Here is a 19,368-nt window from a genome sequence, read left to right as displayed (position 1 = left end):
CTTTCTATTCCTGATTCTGTTCCGGGGCACTTTCTTCAGGCTTGGCCAGATAGGTCCAGTTCTCTTTCTGAGTAATAAGACCTTCCTTCATCAGCTTGCCCATCGCCCGTTTGAATGCAGACTTACTGATGCCGAAGCGCTGCTTGATAATCTCCGGAGGCGTAGCATCTGAGTAAGGCATTGCGCCGCCCGGGCGGGAGTGCAGGAACTCCAGCAGAGCAGCGGAATCGACATCGCGGCCGATTTCCTTGCGCTGGGTCATCGCCAGATTGACCCGGCCGTCCTCACGGATGTGAGAGACACGCGCTTCAATCTGTTCCCCCAGACGCAGCAGCCGGCTGCGTTCGGAGGCATGAACCATACCGATTACACCAAAGCCGAGTACACCGCCGTCTATGATCACGAACGTGCCCATCTGCAGCGGTCTATACACTCTTGCTGTAACGTTCTGTCCCCGCCAGGAATCAGGCGCGGCAAAGGCAAGCGGATCGAGCTCCTGCTCACCGGCCAGCTTGGCACGCAGGCGTCCCTGCTTATCATGCTCCATCAGTACAAACACCTTGTCGCCAATCTGCGGGCGGAGCTCGATCAGCTCAGGCAGTTCGCCAATCGGCAAGAGCAGCTGGCGGCCAAGCCCCATCTCCAGGAAACAGCCCAGCCGGGGATGAATATCCGCCACTTCCAGCAGCGCCATCTCGCCTAGCGTCAGAAACGGCTTTTTCATGGTAGCAGCAAGCCGGTCCTCCGTGTCGAAGAAGATAAACACTTCTACCTTAGCACCGATTTTGGGCTTACTGCCGACAAGCTCTGTATAATGCAGCATGACATCCTGGTCACCTGCACCAAGGAAATATCCGTAAGGGGATACTTCACGAAGTACTTCCAGTGTAACGATTGTTCCGGCAATCAGACTCATACCGTCTCCACAACCTTGGCGTCAGACCAGAGACGCTCGATATTATAGTACTCCCGTTCATCGCGGTGGAAGACATGCACTACTACATCCCCGAGATCCATCAGAACCCAGCGGGCTGCATCCATGCCTTCAATCCCGCGGATCAGGCCGCCGGCTTCGTGAACGACTTTGCGCACTTCAGTGGCAATTGCCTGCACCTGGGTGTCGGAGTTACCGTGACAGATGATGAAATAATCACTGATAGGTGATACGCTGCGCAGGTCTAATGCGACAACATTCATTGCTTTTTTGTCTTCGACTGCCTTCAGGGCCAGCTCCAGCACTTTGCTTGATTGTACACTCATATTTTTTCCTCCAGTATTCTTACTAAATCATTACGTGCAAGCACGGTAAGCGGAAATACGACCCGGCGCTTCTGCAGGAGCAGGCTGATGGTTGAATCGAATCCGGCAATCAGCCCTTCTTCAAGGCTGACCATAGACAGCCTGCGGATCTCGTCCACTCCGGGAAAATCACGGCCCGGTTCGATGTAATCCGCCAGGCAGACCACCTTCTCCAGCAATGTCATCCCTTCGCGGCCCGAGGTATGATAACGAATCGCCCCAAGAATACCTGCGTCAGTAACTTCATACTCATGCTCAGCGACAAATGCCCCAACCTCGGCATGCCACAGCTGCTTGTCATGCTGAAGCAGCTCAGTTGAAAGACCGTTCTGCTCAATAACGTCCCTCATCCGCTCCACCGGCCAGTATTTGGCTACATCATGCAGAATGGCCGCCGTTTCCGCCTGCTCCGGATCAGCTCCGTAATGCTTCGCCAGCTTGACCGAAGTCTCCATCACGCCCAGCGTATGCTGCCAGCGCTTGTCCGGCATCTGAGCAGAGACAGCCTCAATCAGCGCTTCGCGGCTGAATCCCATACAATCCACTCCTTTGCACATATTCATATACCTGCTCAGGCACCATATAACGGATTGAACGGCCGCCGGCCGCCCTTGACCTGAGCATCGTCGATGAAATATCTACCTGCGGCATATCCGCCAGCAGCACCTTGCCTGAGATGAAATCCGGCAGGGCTGACAGGTCAAGCGGAGTTCCGGGCCTTCCCACACCAATGAAGGTCAGCAGTTCCACAAGCTCATGAATCCCATGCCATTTAGGCAAGTATTCAACCATATCCGCGCCGACAATAAAATAGAACTCATGCTGCGGATATTCCTGCCTCAGTCTGCGCACGGTATCAATGGTATAAGAGACACCCCCCCGGACGATTTCCCAGTCGAGAATGCCAAACGACTGATCACCCTCTACCGCGTATTTCACCATAGCCAGCCGGTCTGCACCGGAGGCTCCGGCTTCGTGCTTATGCGGCGGAATATGTGAGGGCATGAACCATATCTCGTCCAGGGAAAATGAATCCCTGGCAGCTTCCGCCGCCAGCATATGGCCTATGTGAAGAGGATCAAAGGTTCCTCCCATAATTCCTACTTTCAAGAGGTGTACCTCCTCTTATCATCCGGATACAAAGCTTTAGCGCGGCAGCTCGATTGTCTTGTTGTCGCGGGATTCCTTATACAGCACGATTGTCTTGCCGATCACCTGCACCAGCTCTGAACCGGACTGCTCTGCGAGGGCAGCGCCGATTTCTTTCGGATCATCGGCATTGTTGTTCAGCACACTGATCTTCATCAGCTCGCGCTTTTCAATCGCTTCCTCAACGTGACGGATCAGATGGTCGTTAACGCCGCCTTTGCCAACCTGAAAGACAGCATCTAGATGATGGGCCAAAGAGCGGAGATAACGTTTTTGTTTACCAGTTAACATAAATGAACAAACCCCTTAATTAACAAATATTAAATATTATTACCCTATTTAAGCAATTCCATGTCGGCTTCGCTGACCCCGAAGGCATCCAGCATAGTCTGCCGCATGATTTCTACCGGAGCAGCTTGGCCTGTCCAGTATTCGAACGCATAAGCCCCCTGATAGATAAACATTCCCAGGCCGCCGTGAATGGTACAGCCTGTGTTAAGCGCCTGCTCCAGCAGCCGGGTGCGCAGCGGATTATAGATGAGGTCGCTGACAACAAGCCCTTTATGAAGCAGGCCCGGATCAAGCGGCAGCTCATCCGGATAGGGATACATTCCGACTGAGGTTGTATTAATTACAATATCGGCAGCCGGAATGATGCCCGCAATATCTTCCATTGCTACTCCGCTTACTGTTCCTGCTGACTGCCACGAGGCTGCAAGCTCATGCGCCTTGCCGGCCGTGCGGTTAGCAACTACGACAGCAGCCGGCTGCTCCTGCAGCAGGGCACTGATGATGCCTCTGGCCGCACCTCCGGCGCCCAGTACCAGAATGCGGGCACCTGTCAGATCCGGGACAGCCTCTGCCTTCAGCGAACGGACATATCCGATCCCGTCGGTGTTGTATCCGGTCAGCACACCGTTGTCATTGACGATGGTGTTGACAGCACCTCCGGCAAGTGCGCTCTCATCCAGCCGGTCCAGGTATTCCATCACCGCAATCTTATGCGGTATTGTCACGTTAACTCCGCGGAACCCGAGCACACGGATTGCCTGAACCGCTTCGCCCAGCTGCCCCGGGGCAATGTGAAGCGGTACATACGCACCGGGAAGGCCGAGGGCTTTCAGTGCTGCGGTATGCATCAGCGGGGATTTCGACTGGGCAATCGGATCGCCCATCACGCCCAGCAGCAGATCTGTACTTCCGGTCTTACCGGCCATAGGCATGTTCCTCCTGAGATTAAATTAGCGAAGGACGGGTGAGCACCTTAATACCGCGCGGAACATGCACGGCAATTACTGCACCTTCTGTCCCGTTCACTTTGATCCAGCCAAGCCCTGACATGAACAGCTCAGTCTGGCTGCCCCGGACGATCCGGAATTCATGGCGCTGCCATTGCGGCAGCTTCTCCATATCCTCTGCCGAAGGCGGAGTCAGCAGCTCACCGCGGTGATCCTGATACAGCGAATCCGCCCGCTCCAGCTTCGTGCGGTGGATCTTCAGCGCCCCGCTAATGTAGCAGGTAAAGGATTGGCGAGGCCCCTGAACAAAATCAAACCTTCCCAGTCCGCCGAAGAACAGCGTCTGGCCTTCATTCAGCTGATATACAGCAGGCTTAAGCGGATTCTCAGGCATTACCGCGCCCAGGTCACGCCGCTCCACCAGCTCGCTGTAACGCCAAGGATATACGATCCCCGGTGTATCGATAATATAGTGGCCGTCGTCGAGCGGAATTTTGACCATATCCAGGGTTGTTCCGGGATAACGCGAGGTCGTCAGCTCCTGCTCCAGGTCACTGTAATCAGAGATCAGTCGGTTAATCAATGTGGACTTGCCCACATTTGTCGCCCCGACAACATAGATGTCACGTTGTCCGCGCAGCTCGCTTACTGTCTCCAGCAGGCGTTCAAAGCCCTGGTTGCGCTTGGCGCTGACCAGAACGATCTCCGCTGTCCGCAGGCCATGCTCCTTACAGCGCTGCTGCATCCAGTTGCGGACCTTGTTCCAGTTCGTCACCTTCGGCAGGAGATCGCATTTGTTAACCGCCAGAATAACCGGGTTATTGCCGACAAACCGCTGAAGCCCGGAGATCAGGCTGCCTTCAAAATCAAACAGGTCCACAATGTGGATTACAAGCGCATTCTTCTCGCCGACTCCGCTCAGCAGATGAAGGAATTCATCCTGATCGACGGATACAGAAGAAGCCTCGTTGTAATTCTTAATCCGGAAACAGCGCTGGCAGATGACCGGCTCCCGTTCAAAGGCCGTCTCCGGGATGTAGCCCGGAAGCTCCTTATTTCCGGTCTGCAGCTTAATACCGCAGCCGCTGCATTTCACCGGGCGCTCAGCTTCATTGGGTTGACTCATTAATATTTATCCTCCTCTTGCCACAATCCTTGCTTACGCAGCCGTGTCAGTGCAATCTGTTCAACACGGCGGTTAATTCTTGTCCCGAAGCCTTCATCCTTAACGGAGATCGGCAGGACCAATACCGTATACAGACCCAGGCGGTTGCCGCCCAGCACATCGGTAAGCATCTGATCACCGACTACAATGGTCTGTTCCGGCTGAAGCTCCATCAGCTTCATTGCTTTCAGAAACGGGGTATTAATCGGTTTGCGCGCCTGATGAACAAACTGGATATCCAGCGGCGTGGCAAAACGGGACACACGGTCCATATTGTTATTGGAAACAATGACAAGCTTGAATCCAAGCTCCTTTACCTTTGCGAACCACAGCAGCAGCTCCGGGGTAGCCAGCGGCGCTTTGGCGCCGACGAGCGTGTTATCCAGATCTGTAATAATGCCGCGGTAGCCCTTCCGGTACAATTCTTCAAGGTTAATATCAAAAACGGTATTTACCCGCAGTTTCGGGACTAGCCTCTCAAACAATACGTTCACCTCGATTTTCATACAAGTTGCTCAGACAACTATATCATACTCTTAGTTCTGTGCCCTTTCAGGCTGCGCTGAAGCTGCAAAGCTTCAGTATACACGCTGTGCCAGTCTTTGTCTTTAATAATATCAGGACTGTATTTCGCCTGCTCGAACAGGTGCAGCAGCGAAGTAAAACTGCCCGCAGCTTCCGGGGTTTCACGGCTCCAGCGGCCGACAGCTTCACGCAGTGTTTCATGCTCTTCCTTCAGCATACCCTTTCTGCGCACATACCTTACCCATCTCTCCGTTTCAGCGACCACTTTCTGGACCGGCGTAAGCGGCCGGCCGGTGCGCAGACGCTGCAGCAGGAAGCGCAGGCTCAAGCGGTGCTGCCACAGCAGATAACCGCTCCAGAGCAGCAATACGGCGGCAGCCGCTGCTACACTCCATGCGCCGATGTTCAGGTTACCGCCGGAATTGCTTTGTGCCGGTGCCTGCACCGGCTCCTCGGCCTCTTCCTCCTCCTGCACCGGCTCTTCGGGAGTCTGCTCCTCACTCTGGGTCATCAGCGGAACAGTGAAGCCGGGCGTTGCCTCGATCGGAACCCAGCCGTATTCCCCGAAATATACTTCTGCCCAGGAATGGGCATCTGCATTGGTAATTGTATAATTGTTGTTAGACACACCCTGTGCCATCAGATTGTCCGGCAGCTGTGCCTGTTCACCGGGCGCATAGCCTTTTACCCAGCGGGCCGGGATATCAAGTGAACGGGCCATGGTAACAAGCGCTGTAGAGTAGTAGTCACAGTAGCCCTCCATAATTTCGAACAGGAAGCTCTCCACCATATCCTTGCTTCTCTTACGGGTGAGGTCAGGCTGGTTGGTATATGGATAGGTTACTTGTAAATATTGCTGCAGCAGCGCTATTTTTTCGTAAGGTGTCTGTGCGCCGGCGGTAATCTCTTCAGCAAGCTCGCTGACCCGCTGCGGGAAATTGTCAGGCAGCTGAAGATACCGGTCATTGTCCTGGCCTCCGTACAGCTGCTCAAAGGTCTGCTGGCTCAGCTCCTGCACCGGAACAACCGGGATCTCAGAGGTCAGCACATAGGTCTGCGGATAAGTCAGGACATCATCTGAACCCCAGATCATCTCATTGTCCTGGCTCCGCCAGAACAGTCCGTTGCTTGCCGCTTCACCGTCTATCGAATCCACACTGGAAATAGAGTAAGCGCCGAACAACACAGGATAATCATTGCCGCCGAGCAGCCTTACCGTCTGCTGCAGCGGCTTTGTCTGCACCTTAGGCGCAGTCTCCCGCTCCAGCTCCTGACCTACGGCAGCCCGTATCAGCGGACCTCTGTTCCACCTGTCGTCATCACTCCAGCCTCTGCCGGAATAGACAGCCCGCGACTCTCCCCGCATATAAGTACGCTGATCGGAGGTCACCGTCATCACCGGTGAGTAATCAAAGCTGAAGCCGCCGCCCAGATTATCATCGTCCAGGCTATAGCCGGATGAGGAGCTGCCGCTTCCGGTTCCACCGCTGCCAGGGCTTGTATTCTGGCTGCCCGGGGTGCCTGTTCCGGACGATCCCCCGCCCCCGTTCCAATCCTGCCAGGCTGTGTAAGGATCGGTCAGCGTTGGCCGTACGTCAGGCATATTCACCCCTGTCACAATAACCAGCGAGAAAATGACAGCAATGTTAACCAGCACCTTAAGCGGATAACGCAGCAAATAGGTCCAGCCCCGGGGGTAATGCAGCTGAAAGCTGCGTAAATGCTGTGATACCAGCCAGCCCATGCCGGCTGCTACGGTCCAGGCTACCTCCTGCCAGAGAACGGCGGCAGTAAAGGAGTCGAGCGCCGCAAAAGCAACGATGTTAGCGGTAAGAAACATTAAAATCCTGGTTTTGGAATTGACCCACCAGGAAGACAGCAGGAGCGCTGCTCCTGCTGCCAGAGCGAACCAGATATACGGGACCATATGGGCTGCAGCATCATTCAGCCGGTCACCTAAAGCGGTTGCCCAGGGATCAGGAATATAAATACCCTTATTCAGGATTTGCCGGTAGGTAATGTACAATATCGCGGCTGCCTCAAGCAGCAGCCTTACTCCCCACTTAACAGGCAGGAGAATTTCGATGACTGCAACGGTGACCAGCGCCAGCAGCACCACCTCTGTCGTAGCCTGCAGCCAGAATGGCTCGGTAAAGGATACCCACTGCAGGCCGATTAGGGTCAGCCACAGCAGACTGAAGGAATGATGCCAGGATGATTTGATGCCGTTCCACCAGCGGCTCATACTGCATCACCTCCCAGCACTGCGGGCAGCTCCTGCAGGGAGTTGACACTGTAGCCTGTGATGCCGCGTGATCTCAGCACACCGGCCCACTCTCTGGCACCGCTTGCCGCTGCGGGATTCAGCACCTGGATATGGGCAGGTGTCATTCCCCGGCTCTCCGCCCAGCGCAGGGTATCCAGCACCGGCTGGCCGCTCTGCGGGCTGATCAGAACAAAATAGGCGCCCTTAGGAAACATCCGGTGGCTCTTTTCCAGCCTTGGGACCAGCGGTCCGCTGCCTTCCGCATTAATATCTATCAGATATTGAATCATCTTGTGCCGTTCAGCAGCGCTCTCAGCGGGAACGAAGACTTTGGTGGTCCGGTCCAGACAGCACAGGCCGATGCCGATCCTGTCACGGATACCATAGCCGAGTAAGGAGGCAGCAACGGATACGGCCAGCTCAAACTGGTTGGAGCTGCCGTATGCCGCAGCACTGCCGTCGAGGACGAGTACCGTCTTGGGGACTGATTCATGCTCGAATTCTTTGGACTTCCACTGGCCTGTTTTGGCCGTAGCATTCCAGTGAATACGGGTTAAACGGTCACCGTACACATAGTCGCGGACCCCGTTGATCTGTGTAGTTTCACGCCGTGAATGAGCAAGCGAGGTCTGCAGTCCGGCGAGCCGTGACCTGCGTTCATACAGCTGCCAGCGCGGAACGAAGACGGCCCGCGGGAGTACACGGAACTGCCCTTCCGCCTTAAAGGTCCCTTTATGCTCCACCAGCCCGAAAATATCTTCAGCAAGAATATCCGTGCGCTCAAAGCTGTAGCTGCCGCGCTCAAGCATAGGGGTCTGAAACTGCAGCTCACCGTGCCCTCTCAGGCTCGGAATCATACTTTCTTCGAACACCCACGACTCACCGTTGTGCCGCTTAAGAATTTCCCTGACAACTACGTAAGGCAGCGGCAGAAACCCCGGTATGTTCACCTGCAGCTTCACACGCAGATATCCGCCGGCATAGAGCAGCTCCGGCTTATCCTGCTCCGAATAGAGGCTGCGGGTGCCCTTGGCCCTCCGTACTCCGCCAAGAGTACCGATGATTAAATAAAGGATGAGCACTGAGACCATAATAAACAGCATGAATGATGTTTTGCCGCCCTGAAACAGCACATATAGGAGCGTAACAGCCCAAATCGCGAGTATGCCGGCGAACTTGCGCGGCTGGATGCCTGCTGCCACTCCGGACAGATAGCTCTTCATCGCTATTGCCTCATAGTAACGGGCACATGGATGCTCTGCAGCAGCTTGACGAGCAGGGATTCCACGCTGACATTATCCAGCCGCGATTCCGGACGCAGAATAATACGGTGCCCCAGGGCATAGGGCGTGAGGATCTTCACATCATCAGGCAGAACATAATCACGTTCCTGCAGGAACGCATATGCCTTACAGGCCATCATAAAGGACAGCGAAGCCCGCGGGCTTGCCCCCAGGAGCACCAGCGGATGCTCTCTTGTCTGGCGGACAATATCCAGCAGGTAGCCCAGCACCGGTTCACTGATATACACTTCGCGGATTTCCTCCTGGATGGCTGCAATCTGCTCCATGCCTGTAACGGGAGCCAGCTTGTCCACCGGCTGGCCCGCCTGATGGCTGAGCAGCAGATTCCTCTCGGTCTCGCTGTCCGGATAGCCGAGGCTGATCCGCAGCATAAAGCGGTCAAGCTGGGCTTCAGGCAGTGTATAGGTTCCTTCGAAATCAATCGGGTTCTGTGTAGCACAGAGCATGAAGGGATGCGGAAGCGGATAGGTCTCACCGTCTACTGTCACATTCCGTTCCTCCATCACCTCAAGCAGTGCTGATTGTGTCTTTGTCGTCGCCCGGTTAATCTCGTCGGCGAGCAGAATATTAGTCATTACCGGCCCCGGCCGGAAATAGAACATTTCATCACGCGGATGATAAACGGACACCCCGGTGATATCACTCGGCAGAATATCCGGATTACACTGGATCCGCCGGTAGTCACCCGACATTGACCGTGATAATGCCCGTATCAGCTGGGTTTTTCCGGTTCCCGGAACATCCTCGATCAGGACATGTCCCCCGGCCAGAAGTGCTGTGAGCAGCAATTCTATTTCAAAGCTTTTTCCAAGTATACAGGATTCCAGATTAGAGCGAACAGCCTTCATAATTTGTGTGGATTCTTGACGTACGGGCATATATGATTAGACCTCCTATGTCAGAATAAGCAGTAATAATTATATTTTACATGATTATAGGACCCAAAGTACATTATTGAAGACTTTGAAATTGCCGGTCACCAAACATATAGCCTTTTATACAAAGGACAGAAGCGGTTCCGCTCGATTCTTGTAAGAAATCACAAATATAAAAGCTCGTTCATAAACACACCGCAAAGCGAACAAGCAGCGCTGCCGTCCTCCTGCGTGGAAGAACCGCCGCGCTGCTTGTTAACGCCTATCCCTCTAATCCTCTATCCCTGCCTATGATCATTCACCAGCTCATTCAGGCTGACGATCAGGCCTTCCAGCTGCTTGAAGCTGTCTATCATATTGCCGGTCATCGTGCGCTGCTCCTCGACTCCGGCCAGAATTTCTTCAGTTGCGGCACTGGACTGCTCCGTGACACTTGAGAATTCGGTTATCTCACTAACAATTTTCTCCGAGAACTGCTTCATGCCTGCCGAGCTCTGCTCGACCTCTCCCGCCTGCTCCAGCACCTTATGTGCGTTCAGCAGTATGGAACGGAAGACAGCCTCGGTGCGCTGCACCGATTCACTGCCTGTCTGCAGGATACCGACGCTCTGTACAAACTGGTCGCTCAGCGAGTCTGTCTGCTGTCTCAGGCTGCCGATAACCCCGCTGATCGAATCCGCTGTTTTACCCGAATCCTCGGCCAGCTTGCGCACCTCACCGGCAACCACTGCGAACCCGCGTCCGTGCTCGCCTGCACGCGCTGCTTCGATTGATGCATTTAGGGCCAGCAGATTTGTCTGTCTGGATATTTGCGTAATGCCCTCCAGCATTTCATGGATATCCTGGCTGCGCCGGCTGAACTCCTGCATCTGGCCCGAGGTCTGCTCCATCATCTCCCTGAGCTCGGAGAACTGCCCGGCCAGCAGGGAGATGTTGCCGCTGCCTTCTTCACTAACTGCTGCAGTTTCTGCCGACAGCTTCTTCATCTCCTGAGAATATCCCGCTACGTCCTGAATATGACGGTCGGAGACTGAGACAGCTTCGGTAATTTCCCCGATGCTGCTTGCCTGATATTCGATTCCCTTGGATACCTCCTGAAAGCCGATTGCCACCTCATTGGTAATTGCTCCAGCCATTTCGACTTCCACCTTGAAGCTGCCGGTGAAATCATAAAGGCCGTCAACAGCTGATTTCACCCGTTCAAGCAGATACTGTACCTGTTCACCGGAAGCTTCGACCTGCCGGCGCTGCTCATAGCTCTGGCGCTGCAGCTTCTCATTCAGGTACGAAACGACAAGCAGTATAATACTGATAATAAGGTACAGGCCTAATCCGGCAAAATAGGTAAGCATTCTGCTCTCTTCACCCGAAACCTCAGCTCCGCCGATCAGCTGGACCAGAATGTGAACTGCACTTATTCCGGAAGCGGCCGCATAGTATTTATAATGCGGATAGAGCAGGAGCAGCGAGCATAACAGCAGCACTACCAAGCTGTTCAAAGTGCCGAGTGTTAAGTAAAACGCCATAAATGTTAGAATTCCTGTAATGATCCAGGGTATCACCAGCACACCCTTCCGCCGGCTGTTAAAGAGGGTAAGTGCAGCAGCGAGCGGCACGGCTACTGCACTGCTAATCCAAAGCTTTGGGGTCTGGAAGGCAAGAATTACGCCCACCACTGTTACCGCCCAAAAAATAATCATAATAATTGTGTTTCTTCTCCAAAACAATTCGACCTTCTGCTGATTTTGCAACTTCTGCACGTCCCCTGTCATTATGTATATCAAGCATTCAATCAACCTTATATATCGGCAATAATCGACATTTTTTTGAGATTAATTACCTATTTTCATGAAAAAAGACCGCTACTCAGCGGTCCACGGACTTTATTTATTCATTTTAACGAAGATAACTTAGCCCTTAGGCCTTACAACGAGCGCTGCCAGGAACGAAAACACGATAGCCGAAGAAATCCCGGCACTCGTTACATCGAATATGCCGGTTACCACGCCTACCCAGCCGTCGCGCTGCAGTTCTGTCAATGCGCCGTGCACCAGGGAGTTACCGAAGCTTGTGATCGGCACACTGGCCCCGGCTCCGGCAAATTTCACAAGCGGATCATACAGTCCGAATGCATCGGCAGCGGCCCCGAGCACTACGAGTGTACTCATCGTGTGGGCTGGCGTAAGAGCGAGTACATCAAACATCAGCTGGCCGATGACACAAATAGCTCCGCCAACGAGAAAAGCCCAAAGATAGATCACTGTCCTTCACCTCCGATCTCAAGAGCTACAGCATGCGCTACACAGGGAATACTCTCGCCTTGCTGATAGGACAGCGGAGACAGCAGTGCTCCGGTTGCTACGACAAGCACCCGCTTAAGCTCCCCTTTTCGCATCCGCTTCAGAATATGCCCATATGTGACGACCGCAGAGCATCCGCAGCCGCTCCCGCCGGCGATTACATATTTCTGCTTGTCCAGATTAAAAATAAGCAGGCCACAGTCATCAAAGGTCGTCTGCTCCATCGGGATGCCTTCCTCCGCCAGCAGCTCTTTGGCAATCGGCAGACCTACTGATGCAAGATCACCGGTTACAATCAGGTCATAATATCCGGGTGTAAGGCCGGTGTCCCGGAAGTGGGCGGTAATGGTATCCGCAGCAGCAGGCGCCATTGCAGTCCCCATATTAAAAGGGTCTGTCAGGCCCAAATCCATAATCCGGCCGATCGTTGCCGATGTGACATGGACCTGCGGCCCCTGTGCACTGCCGTCATTGCGGCCGACAACTGCGCAGCCTGAGCCGGTAATGGTGTATTGGGCGGTAGGCGGCTTTTGCGAGCCGTATTCTGTCGGATAGCGGAATTGCTTCTCCACTGTACAGTTATGGCTTGAGGTTCCGGCCAGTGCATATTTGCCGCCGCCCGAATCAACGATCATTGAGGCAATAGCCAGACTCTCCATTGAGGTGGAGCAGGCACCGAATACGCCGAGATAAGGAACACCCAGCTTGCGGGCGGCAAAAGAGCTGCTGATAATCTGGTTCATAAGATCACCGCCGACAAAAAACTCCAGCTGCTCCTGTTCGATTCCGGCATTCATCAGCGCCAGCTTGGATGATTTTTCAAACAAGGCGCGTTCTGCTTTTTCCCAGGTTTTCTGTCCCATCTCAAGCGAGTCATAAATAAAATCAAAGTCAGAGGCCAAAGGGCCCTCCCCTTCCTCCGGTCCAACAACCGAGGAAGCACCAACAATGACTGGACGGGTGGTGAATTTCCAGGTCTGGCTGCCAAGCTGCTCCATAATTAGTGTGTACCTCCCCAGCCCATAACGGCATAAACTACGCCGACCACAAATGCGGCGACCACACCAAAGACGATAACGGACCCGGCCAGCTTGAACATATTACCGCCTACGCCAAGCACAAGACCCTCAGCACGGTGTTCAAGTGCTGCGGAGCACATGCTGTTCGCAAAACCGGTAACAGGCACGGCTGTTCCAGCTCCGCACCACTGGGCCAGCTTGTCGTATACGCCGAAGCTGGTCAGGATTACCGAGAGCAGAATCAGGACGGCTACCGTCGGGCTTGAAGCTTCCCGGGAGGACATGTCGAAGATCGCCATAAAAGCCTCCTGAATGGCCTGTCCCAGCACACAGATCAGGCCGCCGGACAGAAAGGCACGGATACAGTTTTTGAACACAGGCCTTGAAGGGACAAACGGCTTCGACAGCTTCTCGTAGTCCTGGGGAGTCATGGTGTCAAGCCGCAGCTTCACACCGCTTTTTTTCGTTTTTGCCGGCAAAATAGGACACCTCCTGGAATATGTGCGAAGGGAAGCTGCCTCTGAGAGCTTTGCTGCCCGCTTCCCCGCGGTTGTTCTTCGCCTAGAAGTTTTTCCTTATTGTTCACCATATTCCGCCTTGTTATGTCCCTGTATACTCAGGAAAAAAACAGCAGCACAACTACCAGCAGCATAAACAAAACGAGTATCAGCACCGTTTCGCTGTCCCGTCCGTAACGCCTGCGGTATCTCCGCTGCATGCCGCGTGTAGGCGCTCTACGGGGAACACCCTGTGTAAAAGGTCCGGAAATTCTTCCTGCACCCTTCATTCTATCCGCTTCCTTTCCCGGCTCCTGCCTGCAGATCCGTTACTGTATGGTATTCAGCGGAGCAGCTCCGGGTGTGCGCCCGGTCCCCTTAGAGATAGACAAGCGGCGTGCTGAAGTTCATACTATATAGGTTAAGCTTGAACACTTGAGACAAGAAAAGGAGCGCTATCCGTATGAATCAGGAAACTATGGATTTATTTAAAACACTGACTGAGTTCCCCGCAGCCCCGGGCTTCGAGCGTGAACTTCGCGCATACTTCAAAAACGCCATGTCCCCTTATACAGATGAGTTTGTGCAGGACCGGCTTGGCAGCCTGTTCGGCGTGCTGCGCGGCGAGGAGAACGGGCCAAAGATTATGGTTGCCGGTCATTTCGACGAAGTGGGCTTTATGGTTACCGGCATTACAAGCAGCGGAATGATTCGTTTCCAGCCGCTCGGCGGCTGGCTGGCCTCGGCTGTCGCTTCACAGCGGCTGCAGATTATCACACCTGAACGTGTGCTTACCGGAGTCGTCGGCAGCACTCCGATCCATCTGCTTAGCCCGGAAGAGCGTACCAAGACCGGTGAGATCAGTAAAATGTACCTTGATATCGGCGCAGACAGCAAGGAAGAAGCCGAAAGCTTTGGCGTAAAGCCCGGCCAGCAGATCCTGCCAATCTGTCCGTTTACTCCGCTTGCCAATCCTAAGAAGATCATGGCAAAAGCCTGGGACAACCGCTATGGTGTAGGCCTTGCTCTTGAGCTGGTGAAGGCGCTGCACGGTAAAAAGCTGCCTAATACCGTCTATTCAGGTGCTACAGTGCAGGAAGAGGCCGGACTGCGCGGCGCCCGTACAGCTGCTAACCTGCTGAACCCGGACATTTTCTTCGGGCTGGATGCCAGTGCTGCTGCCGACATGACCGGTGACCGGCAAGCGTTCGGACAGCTCGGCCAGGGTGCGCTGCTGCGTATCTACGATCCGACGATGATTACCCACCGCGGACTGATAGAATATGTACAAGATACAGCAGATACTCATAAGATTAAGTACCAGTATTTCGTATCCCAGGGCGGAACGGATGCCGGAGCTGTTCACACCAGCGGTATCGGTGTACCATCTGCAGTTATCGGCATCTGCTCCCGCTACATCCACACCGCTTCCTCCGTCATTCACAGCGATGATTATGAGGCGGCCAAGGAGCTGCTGATCAAGCTGGTGGAAGGCCTGGACCGCACAACGCTGCAGACCATTTTGGAAAACAGCTAAATTGCACTAATTGGGAGGAGAAGACATGCATCCTACTGAAATAATGGAATATGGTCTAGCCACTATCCTTTTTTTCGTCATTGTGCTTGCCTCTCTCTTGTTCCGGAAGTCCAGAAGAAAGTGGATTTATATTGCAGCAGGCTTATACGTCCTACTGTCCATCGGTTTCTTTATGTATCGCCCAGCCTATATTGATGCCCAGATATCCCGCAAATCAGTTGAGCTGAACCGGTATCTGGAACAGAAATACCCTGAGGAGACCTGGATATTTAAGACGCTTCCGCACCGCGAGGACGGCTATGCTCCGTATAATCCTTATGTTATTGAAGTAACGTTTGCTAACGAGCCGGATGTGCATTATGGTTTTATGGTAAAAAGAGACGCTATCGAGCTGCGGAGCTATTGGTCCGAGCGTGATTCAATCGGTGAGCTCCGTCACTGGGAACCGATAAAATAGAGAAAGAGCAAGGCTTATCCGCAGCGGAAAGCCTTGCTCTTTCTTATTGTATACAGACGAAAAAGGAATTATTTAAGCGCAGCGTATTCTGCCATAACCGACTGATGTACGGCATGGTCAGCAGCCAGCCCGGTGTACTTGGTCAACGCAGCTTCCACGCCAAGTCCGGCGATAGCAGCTTGAAGCTCTACAGCCTCCGGATCATCAGCTGCCTGGAACAGCAGGGCTCCGGCCATGGAGCGGGTCAGTGCCTTGTAGCTGAGACCGCGGTCAAAGGCCTGAAGGGCTGGCGATACCAGGCGGTCATTCGGAGACAGCTTGCGGACCGGCGAACGTCCCACACGAGACACCTCATCTGTAAGCGCCGGATTACGGAAGCGCTCCAGGATTTTGTCAATATATTTACTGTGCTCTGTGCTGTCAAAACCGTGCTTCTGCTCCAGTACCGCTCCGGTCTCTTCCAATACTTCACGCACCAGTGCAGTCAGGCTCTCATCCGCCATCGCCTGCTGGATGGTGTCGTAGCCGCGCAGGAATCCCAGGTAGGCGGCGGAGCAGTGTCCGGTATTAACGGTGAACAGCTTGCGCTCGATATAAGGCTCCAGATTCTCCACATAATGTACGCCTTCAACCGGAGTATAACCCGGAAGCATCTGGGAAGCATCTACCACCCATTCATAGAAAGGCTCTACTACAACCTTGAGGATGTCCTCATGCTGCTGTAGCGGTACAATCCGGTCTACGGCTGCATTAGGGAAGGCAACCGATACGTCTGCCTTAACACGGGAAGCTTCATCCAGTTGCGCATACACAAGCTCCTTGAGCTGTGCACTGCCGCCGATGGCGTTCTCGCAGGCAATCACATGCAGCGGGGCATTAGAGACGGCAACCCGCCCTTTGATTCCTTCAGCCACAGTGCCGGCGATATGCTTCAGAACGGATACACCGACAGCTGTCGTAACCAGATCAGCTTCTGCAATGGCAGCTGCTACTTCATCGGCATGTGTAACACTACTTAGCGCAGTAACATTTTTTACAATAACCGTTTCCTGTCCTTCACTTGCCAGAGTCACCGGATATTCGCCGCGCTCCTTAAGCTGGGATACAAATGCTTCATTCACGTCTACGAAACAGACCTCATAGCCGGCCTGCGAGAGCAAAAGTCCGATAAAGCCTCTGCCGATATTGCCCGCACCGAAATGAACAGCCTTCATTATTCAAGGCCTCCTTCAAAAATCGCAATAACATCAGCAGGTGTAGGGGCATTCATCACCCGTTCAATCGCATCTTCCTCGGAGAAGATCATCGCAACATTCGTGAGCACTTCCATATGCCCGTCGCCTGCAGCAGCAATCCCGATTACGACAAAAGCAGGCTCATCCCCGCCGAAGTCAACGCCGTCCGGAAAACGGATTATTGACAGTCCGGTGGATTTGATGAAGGGTCTTGCTTCCTTCGTACCGTGCGGAATGGCCAGCCCCTCGCCCATGTAAGTAGACACGACTTCCTCACGCTCCAGCATCTTCGGCACATACTCCTCTGTTACATGTCCTGCATCAACCAGCAGCTGGCCGGCCATAGTGATCGCTTCATATTTGTCTTTGGCGGCACCGTTCATAATAATCTTGTTTTCTGACAGTATACTCATATGGTTTCTCTCACCTTCACATTTTATTTTCGAAGAAATGCAGCAGCTCTGAAGACAAGTAGCCCCGGATTTCCGGCTCTGTCCGTTCCTCCAGCAGCTTCACCAGATCCGAATTCAACAACATGGCGCTAATCTCGCTAAGTACCTCCAGGCTCTCCTTGGACAGCTTGCGGGGAGCAAGCATCAGCAGGATCACCCTGACCTCCGTATTCCCTTCCAGTATAACAGGATGCTGCAGACGGTAGAGCGTAAGAGACGACATCAGAACATGGCTGCTCCGGGTATGAAAAAGCGCAAGTCCCGTGTCCGGAATAACCTGGCTGGACATCCTTTCCCGCTCGAGCAGCCGCTCCAGCAGGATATCAGCATCCCCTACGACTCCAGTTCCCTTAAGAGAATCAAGCATTGCTGCTATCGTAGACTGTAAAGGAATACCTTCATTATTCAGCGGATAAAAGCGGAAGCGCTCCAGCAGGCTTACTGTTTCATCCAGTATGCCCTTGTAGCTCTTCAGCCGGTTCAGCGCATTGTCATCCCGGCTGCCCTTATCACTGTCTCCCTGTGGTACGCTCTCCCGCTCCCGCAGGGTGATATTCTGAATGTAGCTTAACAGCTGCTCCATTTCATCTGCGGTAAGCAGCGGACTGATCTTAATATAGCGTTCCTTGTCAAGCGGCAGATCAATAGTGGAGATAATCAGATCATAGTCAACCTCCGGCAGGCGGGCGGCTTCGTACCATGATATATTACCCAGTATTTCAATCTGGGGCATCTCTTTGGCCAGCCTGGTAGCCAGCAGCCGTGAGGAGCTGAGTCCGCTGGCACAGACCAAAATAGCCCGTACACTGCGCTGCAGCTGGTTCAGCCGTTCCATGGAGGCCCCGAAATGCATGACCAGAAAGCCTACCTCTTCATCGGGAATATCCAGATCCAGCTGCAGATCCTCCACAGCAGCCCTGACAATCTGGAATAAATAATCATAATCCCTGCGGATCGGCCCCAGCAGCGGGTTACGGATGCGCGTACCCTCCCGCAGCCGCTTGAAGGCCGGGTCCATATGCTCCAGCAGACCCTCGCGCAGGGAGCGGTCACTTTGGAACGGCAGCCCTGTCCGCCTGACCACACTCTCGGTCAGCCTGTAGACAACCTCCATCAGCTCTACATCGCCGTAGGCAATCCCGCCGGAGGAGAATGATTCCTGGGCCCGGTCGAATAATCCGGCAATATACAGAATCTCTGCCCGGGGAATAGCCTCTTCTAGCGCCAGGCCAAGCCGTTTGACAAAATGCTCTGCTCCGGCAATATTTCGGTGATCAGACATCCGGGGATAGCCGGCCTCACCGCCGTTGCCGATCCCCTGGCCGATAGAAATCCGTCTTGACGCAACAGCAAGCCCCAGTAGCATTTCCATGTAGACAATTTCCGGAAGCTCCGCAGTCCATTTCCATTCCATATCCCATAGTGTATTTTCCACTTCCAGCAAATTGTTCTTTCCGACGGTCATTAGCAGAATCCGGTAGACCGGGCTGCTGGCCAGCTGCGGAGTATGCCCTACCAGATCCGAGAGGTCCAGATGCTCTGCCGCCAGCCGCCCGATTGCCCTGCGCTTATCCGCCTCACTGCCGGTTATCTCTACACCGTACCCCCGCCTTCGGACCAGATGCAGGTTGAATTTACGGACCCACAGCTCCTGCTCATCCAGATCATAGCTCACCGTTGCTACAGTTACTTTCAGCCAATGAGCGAGCGTGAACAGCTTCACCGGCTCTTCTGCCTCAAGCAGCGTACACAGCTCGTAAATTTTGCGTTCTTCGCTGGAATACTCGGCAGGCTTTTCCTGGCGCAGGAACAGCCTGAGCTCAGCCAGACCGTCTTCCGGTCCGCTCAGTTGTATGCCTTTTCCCGATTTACGGATGAGATCCAGGCCGAAATCCGCAAGCGTGTGTTCAATGTCTTCCATCTCGCGGTGAACGGTTCTTACGCTTACCCCGATCCCTTCGGCGATCTCGGCGGCTGTGATTTCTTCATTGACGCCCAGCAGCAGCCAGATAATCTGGCGCTGCCTGGCGGTAACCTTCCTCATAACCGT

21 protein-coding genes are annotated in these 19,368 nt (G+C 53.9%); 2 read left to right on the top strand and 19 right to left on the bottom strand.

Annotation, left to right across the window (positions count from 1 at the left end):
* Positions 1-4 precede the first annotated feature (4 nt).
* The 16 genes from BN3772_RS27515 to BN3772_RS30805 form a co-directional block, all read right to left on the bottom strand.
* A complete protein-coding gene (locus BN3772_RS27515) occupies positions 5-916 on the bottom strand; it encodes a CvfB family protein (protein WP_042203555.1) in 912 nt (303 codons plus the stop codon).
* Entirely contained in the window at positions 913-1,260 is a 348-nt protein-coding gene (rsfS, locus tag BN3772_RS27510) for a ribosome silencing factor (protein WP_042174413.1), read from the bottom strand. Before rsfS ends, BN3772_RS27515 begins: the two co-directional genes overlap by 4 nt.
* A complete protein-coding gene (gene yqeK, locus BN3772_RS27505) occupies positions 1,257-1,835 on the bottom strand; it encodes a bis(5'-nucleosyl)-tetraphosphatase (symmetrical) YqeK (RefSeq protein WP_042203554.1) in 579 nt (192 codons plus the stop codon). The genes rsfS and yqeK overlap by 4 nt, the downstream gene beginning before the upstream one ends.
* Positions 1,807-2,409, bottom strand: coding sequence for a nicotinate-nucleotide adenylyltransferase (locus BN3772_RS27500; protein WP_042203553.1), 603 nt, complete (start codon positions 2,407-2,409; stop codon positions 1,807-1,809). The genes yqeK and BN3772_RS27500 overlap by 29 nt, the downstream gene beginning before the upstream one ends.
* Before the next feature lie 36 nt (positions 2,410-2,445).
* Positions 2,446-2,739, bottom strand: a complete 294-nt coding sequence (gene yhbY, locus BN3772_RS27495) for a ribosome assembly RNA-binding protein YhbY (protein WP_039871239.1) — start codon at positions 2,737-2,739, stop codon at positions 2,446-2,448.
* Between the two features lie 44 nt (positions 2,740-2,783).
* A complete protein-coding gene (aroE, locus tag BN3772_RS27490) occupies positions 2,784-3,665 on the bottom strand; it encodes a shikimate dehydrogenase (RefSeq protein ID WP_167336700.1) in 882 nt (293 codons plus the stop codon).
* Between the two features lie 19 nt (positions 3,666-3,684).
* Positions 3,685-4,812, bottom strand: coding sequence for a ribosome biogenesis GTPase YqeH (gene yqeH / locus BN3772_RS27485; protein ID WP_042203549.1), 1,128 nt, complete (start codon positions 4,810-4,812; stop codon positions 3,685-3,687).
* Positions 4,812-5,336 (bottom strand): YqeG family HAD IIIA-type phosphatase, encoded by a 525-nt coding sequence (locus BN3772_RS27480; protein WP_042182348.1) that lies wholly within the window; start codon positions 5,334-5,336, stop codon positions 4,812-4,814. The genes yqeH and BN3772_RS27480 overlap by 1 nt, the downstream gene beginning before the upstream one ends.
* A 38-nt stretch (positions 5,337-5,374) precedes the next feature.
* Positions 5,375-7,621, bottom strand: a complete 2,247-nt coding sequence (locus BN3772_RS27475; protein WP_042203548.1) for a DUF4129 domain-containing transglutaminase family protein — start codon at positions 7,619-7,621, stop codon at positions 5,375-5,377.
* On the bottom strand, positions 7,618-8,865 hold the full coding sequence (locus tag BN3772_RS27470) for a DUF58 domain-containing protein (RefSeq protein ID WP_042203547.1): 1,248 nt from the start codon (positions 8,863-8,865) through the stop codon (positions 7,618-7,620). The genes BN3772_RS27475 and BN3772_RS27470 overlap by 4 nt, the downstream gene beginning before the upstream one ends.
* 2 nt (positions 8,866-8,867) lie before the next feature.
* Positions 8,868-9,824, bottom strand: a complete 957-nt coding sequence (locus BN3772_RS27465; protein WP_042203545.1) for an AAA family ATPase — start codon at positions 9,822-9,824, stop codon at positions 8,868-8,870.
* Between the two features lie 275 nt (positions 9,825-10,099).
* On the bottom strand, positions 10,100-11,572 hold the full coding sequence (locus BN3772_RS27460) for a methyl-accepting chemotaxis protein (RefSeq protein ID WP_052380726.1): 1,473 nt from the start codon (positions 11,570-11,572) through the stop codon (positions 10,100-10,102).
* 159 nt (positions 11,573-11,731) lie between these two features.
* Positions 11,732-12,082, bottom strand: a complete 351-nt coding sequence (gene spoVAE / locus BN3772_RS27455) for a stage V sporulation protein AE (RefSeq protein ID WP_042174395.1) — start codon at positions 12,080-12,082, stop codon at positions 11,732-11,734.
* Positions 12,079-13,119, bottom strand: a complete 1,041-nt coding sequence (gene spoVAD, locus BN3772_RS27450) for a stage V sporulation protein AD (RefSeq protein WP_042203544.1) — start codon at positions 13,117-13,119, stop codon at positions 12,079-12,081. The genes spoVAE and spoVAD overlap by 4 nt, the downstream gene beginning before the upstream one ends.
* A gap of 2 nt (positions 13,120-13,121) precedes the next feature.
* On the bottom strand, positions 13,122-13,619 hold the full coding sequence (gene spoVAC / locus BN3772_RS27445; protein ID WP_425280469.1) for a stage V sporulation protein AC: 498 nt from the start codon (positions 13,617-13,619) through the stop codon (positions 13,122-13,124).
* Positions 13,620-13,756: 137 nt separating this feature from the next.
* Positions 13,757-13,927, bottom strand: coding sequence for a hypothetical protein (locus BN3772_RS30805; RefSeq protein WP_157643662.1), 171 nt, complete (start codon positions 13,925-13,927; stop codon positions 13,757-13,759).
* A gap of 173 nt (positions 13,928-14,100) precedes the next feature.
* Here BN3772_RS30805 and BN3772_RS27440 point away from each other — a divergent pair, with 173 nt between their 5' ends.
* Both BN3772_RS27440 and BN3772_RS27435 read left to right on the top strand, forming a co-directional pair.
* The gene (locus BN3772_RS27440) at positions 14,101-15,174 is read left to right on the top strand and encodes a M42 family metallopeptidase (RefSeq protein ID WP_042174391.1); all 1,074 of its coding nucleotides are present in this window, start codon (positions 14,101-14,103) and stop codon (positions 15,172-15,174) included.
* A 25-nt stretch (positions 15,175-15,199) separates the two neighbouring features.
* Positions 15,200-15,631 carry a hypothetical protein gene (locus tag BN3772_RS27435; RefSeq protein WP_042203543.1) on the top strand — a complete coding sequence of 144 codons (432 nt, stop codon included), beginning with the start codon at positions 15,200-15,202 and terminating at the stop codon, positions 15,629-15,631.
* Between the two features lie 68 nt (positions 15,632-15,699).
* On the opposite strand, the gene BN3772_RS27430 is transcribed toward BN3772_RS27435, so the two are convergent.
* The 3 genes from BN3772_RS27430 to BN3772_RS27420 are packed head-to-tail and all read right to left on the bottom strand — an operon-like array spanning position 15,700 to position 19,362.
* On the bottom strand, positions 15,700-16,845 hold the full coding sequence (locus BN3772_RS27430; protein ID WP_042203542.1) for a mannitol-1-phosphate 5-dehydrogenase: 1,146 nt from the start codon (positions 16,843-16,845) through the stop codon (positions 15,700-15,702).
* Positions 16,845-17,279, bottom strand: coding sequence for a PTS mannitol transporter subunit IIA (locus tag BN3772_RS27425; protein ID WP_042174387.1), 435 nt, complete (start codon positions 17,277-17,279; stop codon positions 16,845-16,847). Before BN3772_RS27425 ends, BN3772_RS27430 begins: the two co-directional genes overlap by 1 nt.
* Before the next feature lie 16 nt (positions 17,280-17,295).
* Positions 17,296-19,362, bottom strand: coding sequence for a BglG family transcription antiterminator (locus tag BN3772_RS27420; RefSeq protein ID WP_042203541.1), 2,067 nt, complete (start codon positions 19,360-19,362; stop codon positions 17,296-17,298).
* Positions 19,363-19,368: the final 6 nt, after the last annotated feature.

Origin of the sequence: Paenibacillus camerounensis, assembly GCF_000723885.1 — a bacterium.
Taxonomy (GTDB): domain Bacteria; phylum Bacillota; class Bacilli; order Paenibacillales; family Paenibacillaceae; genus Paenibacillus_AQ; species Paenibacillus_AQ camerounensis.
The sequence above is the reverse complement of the archived record's forward strand: the minus strand, read 5'-3'. Positions and strand labels throughout refer to the sequence as shown.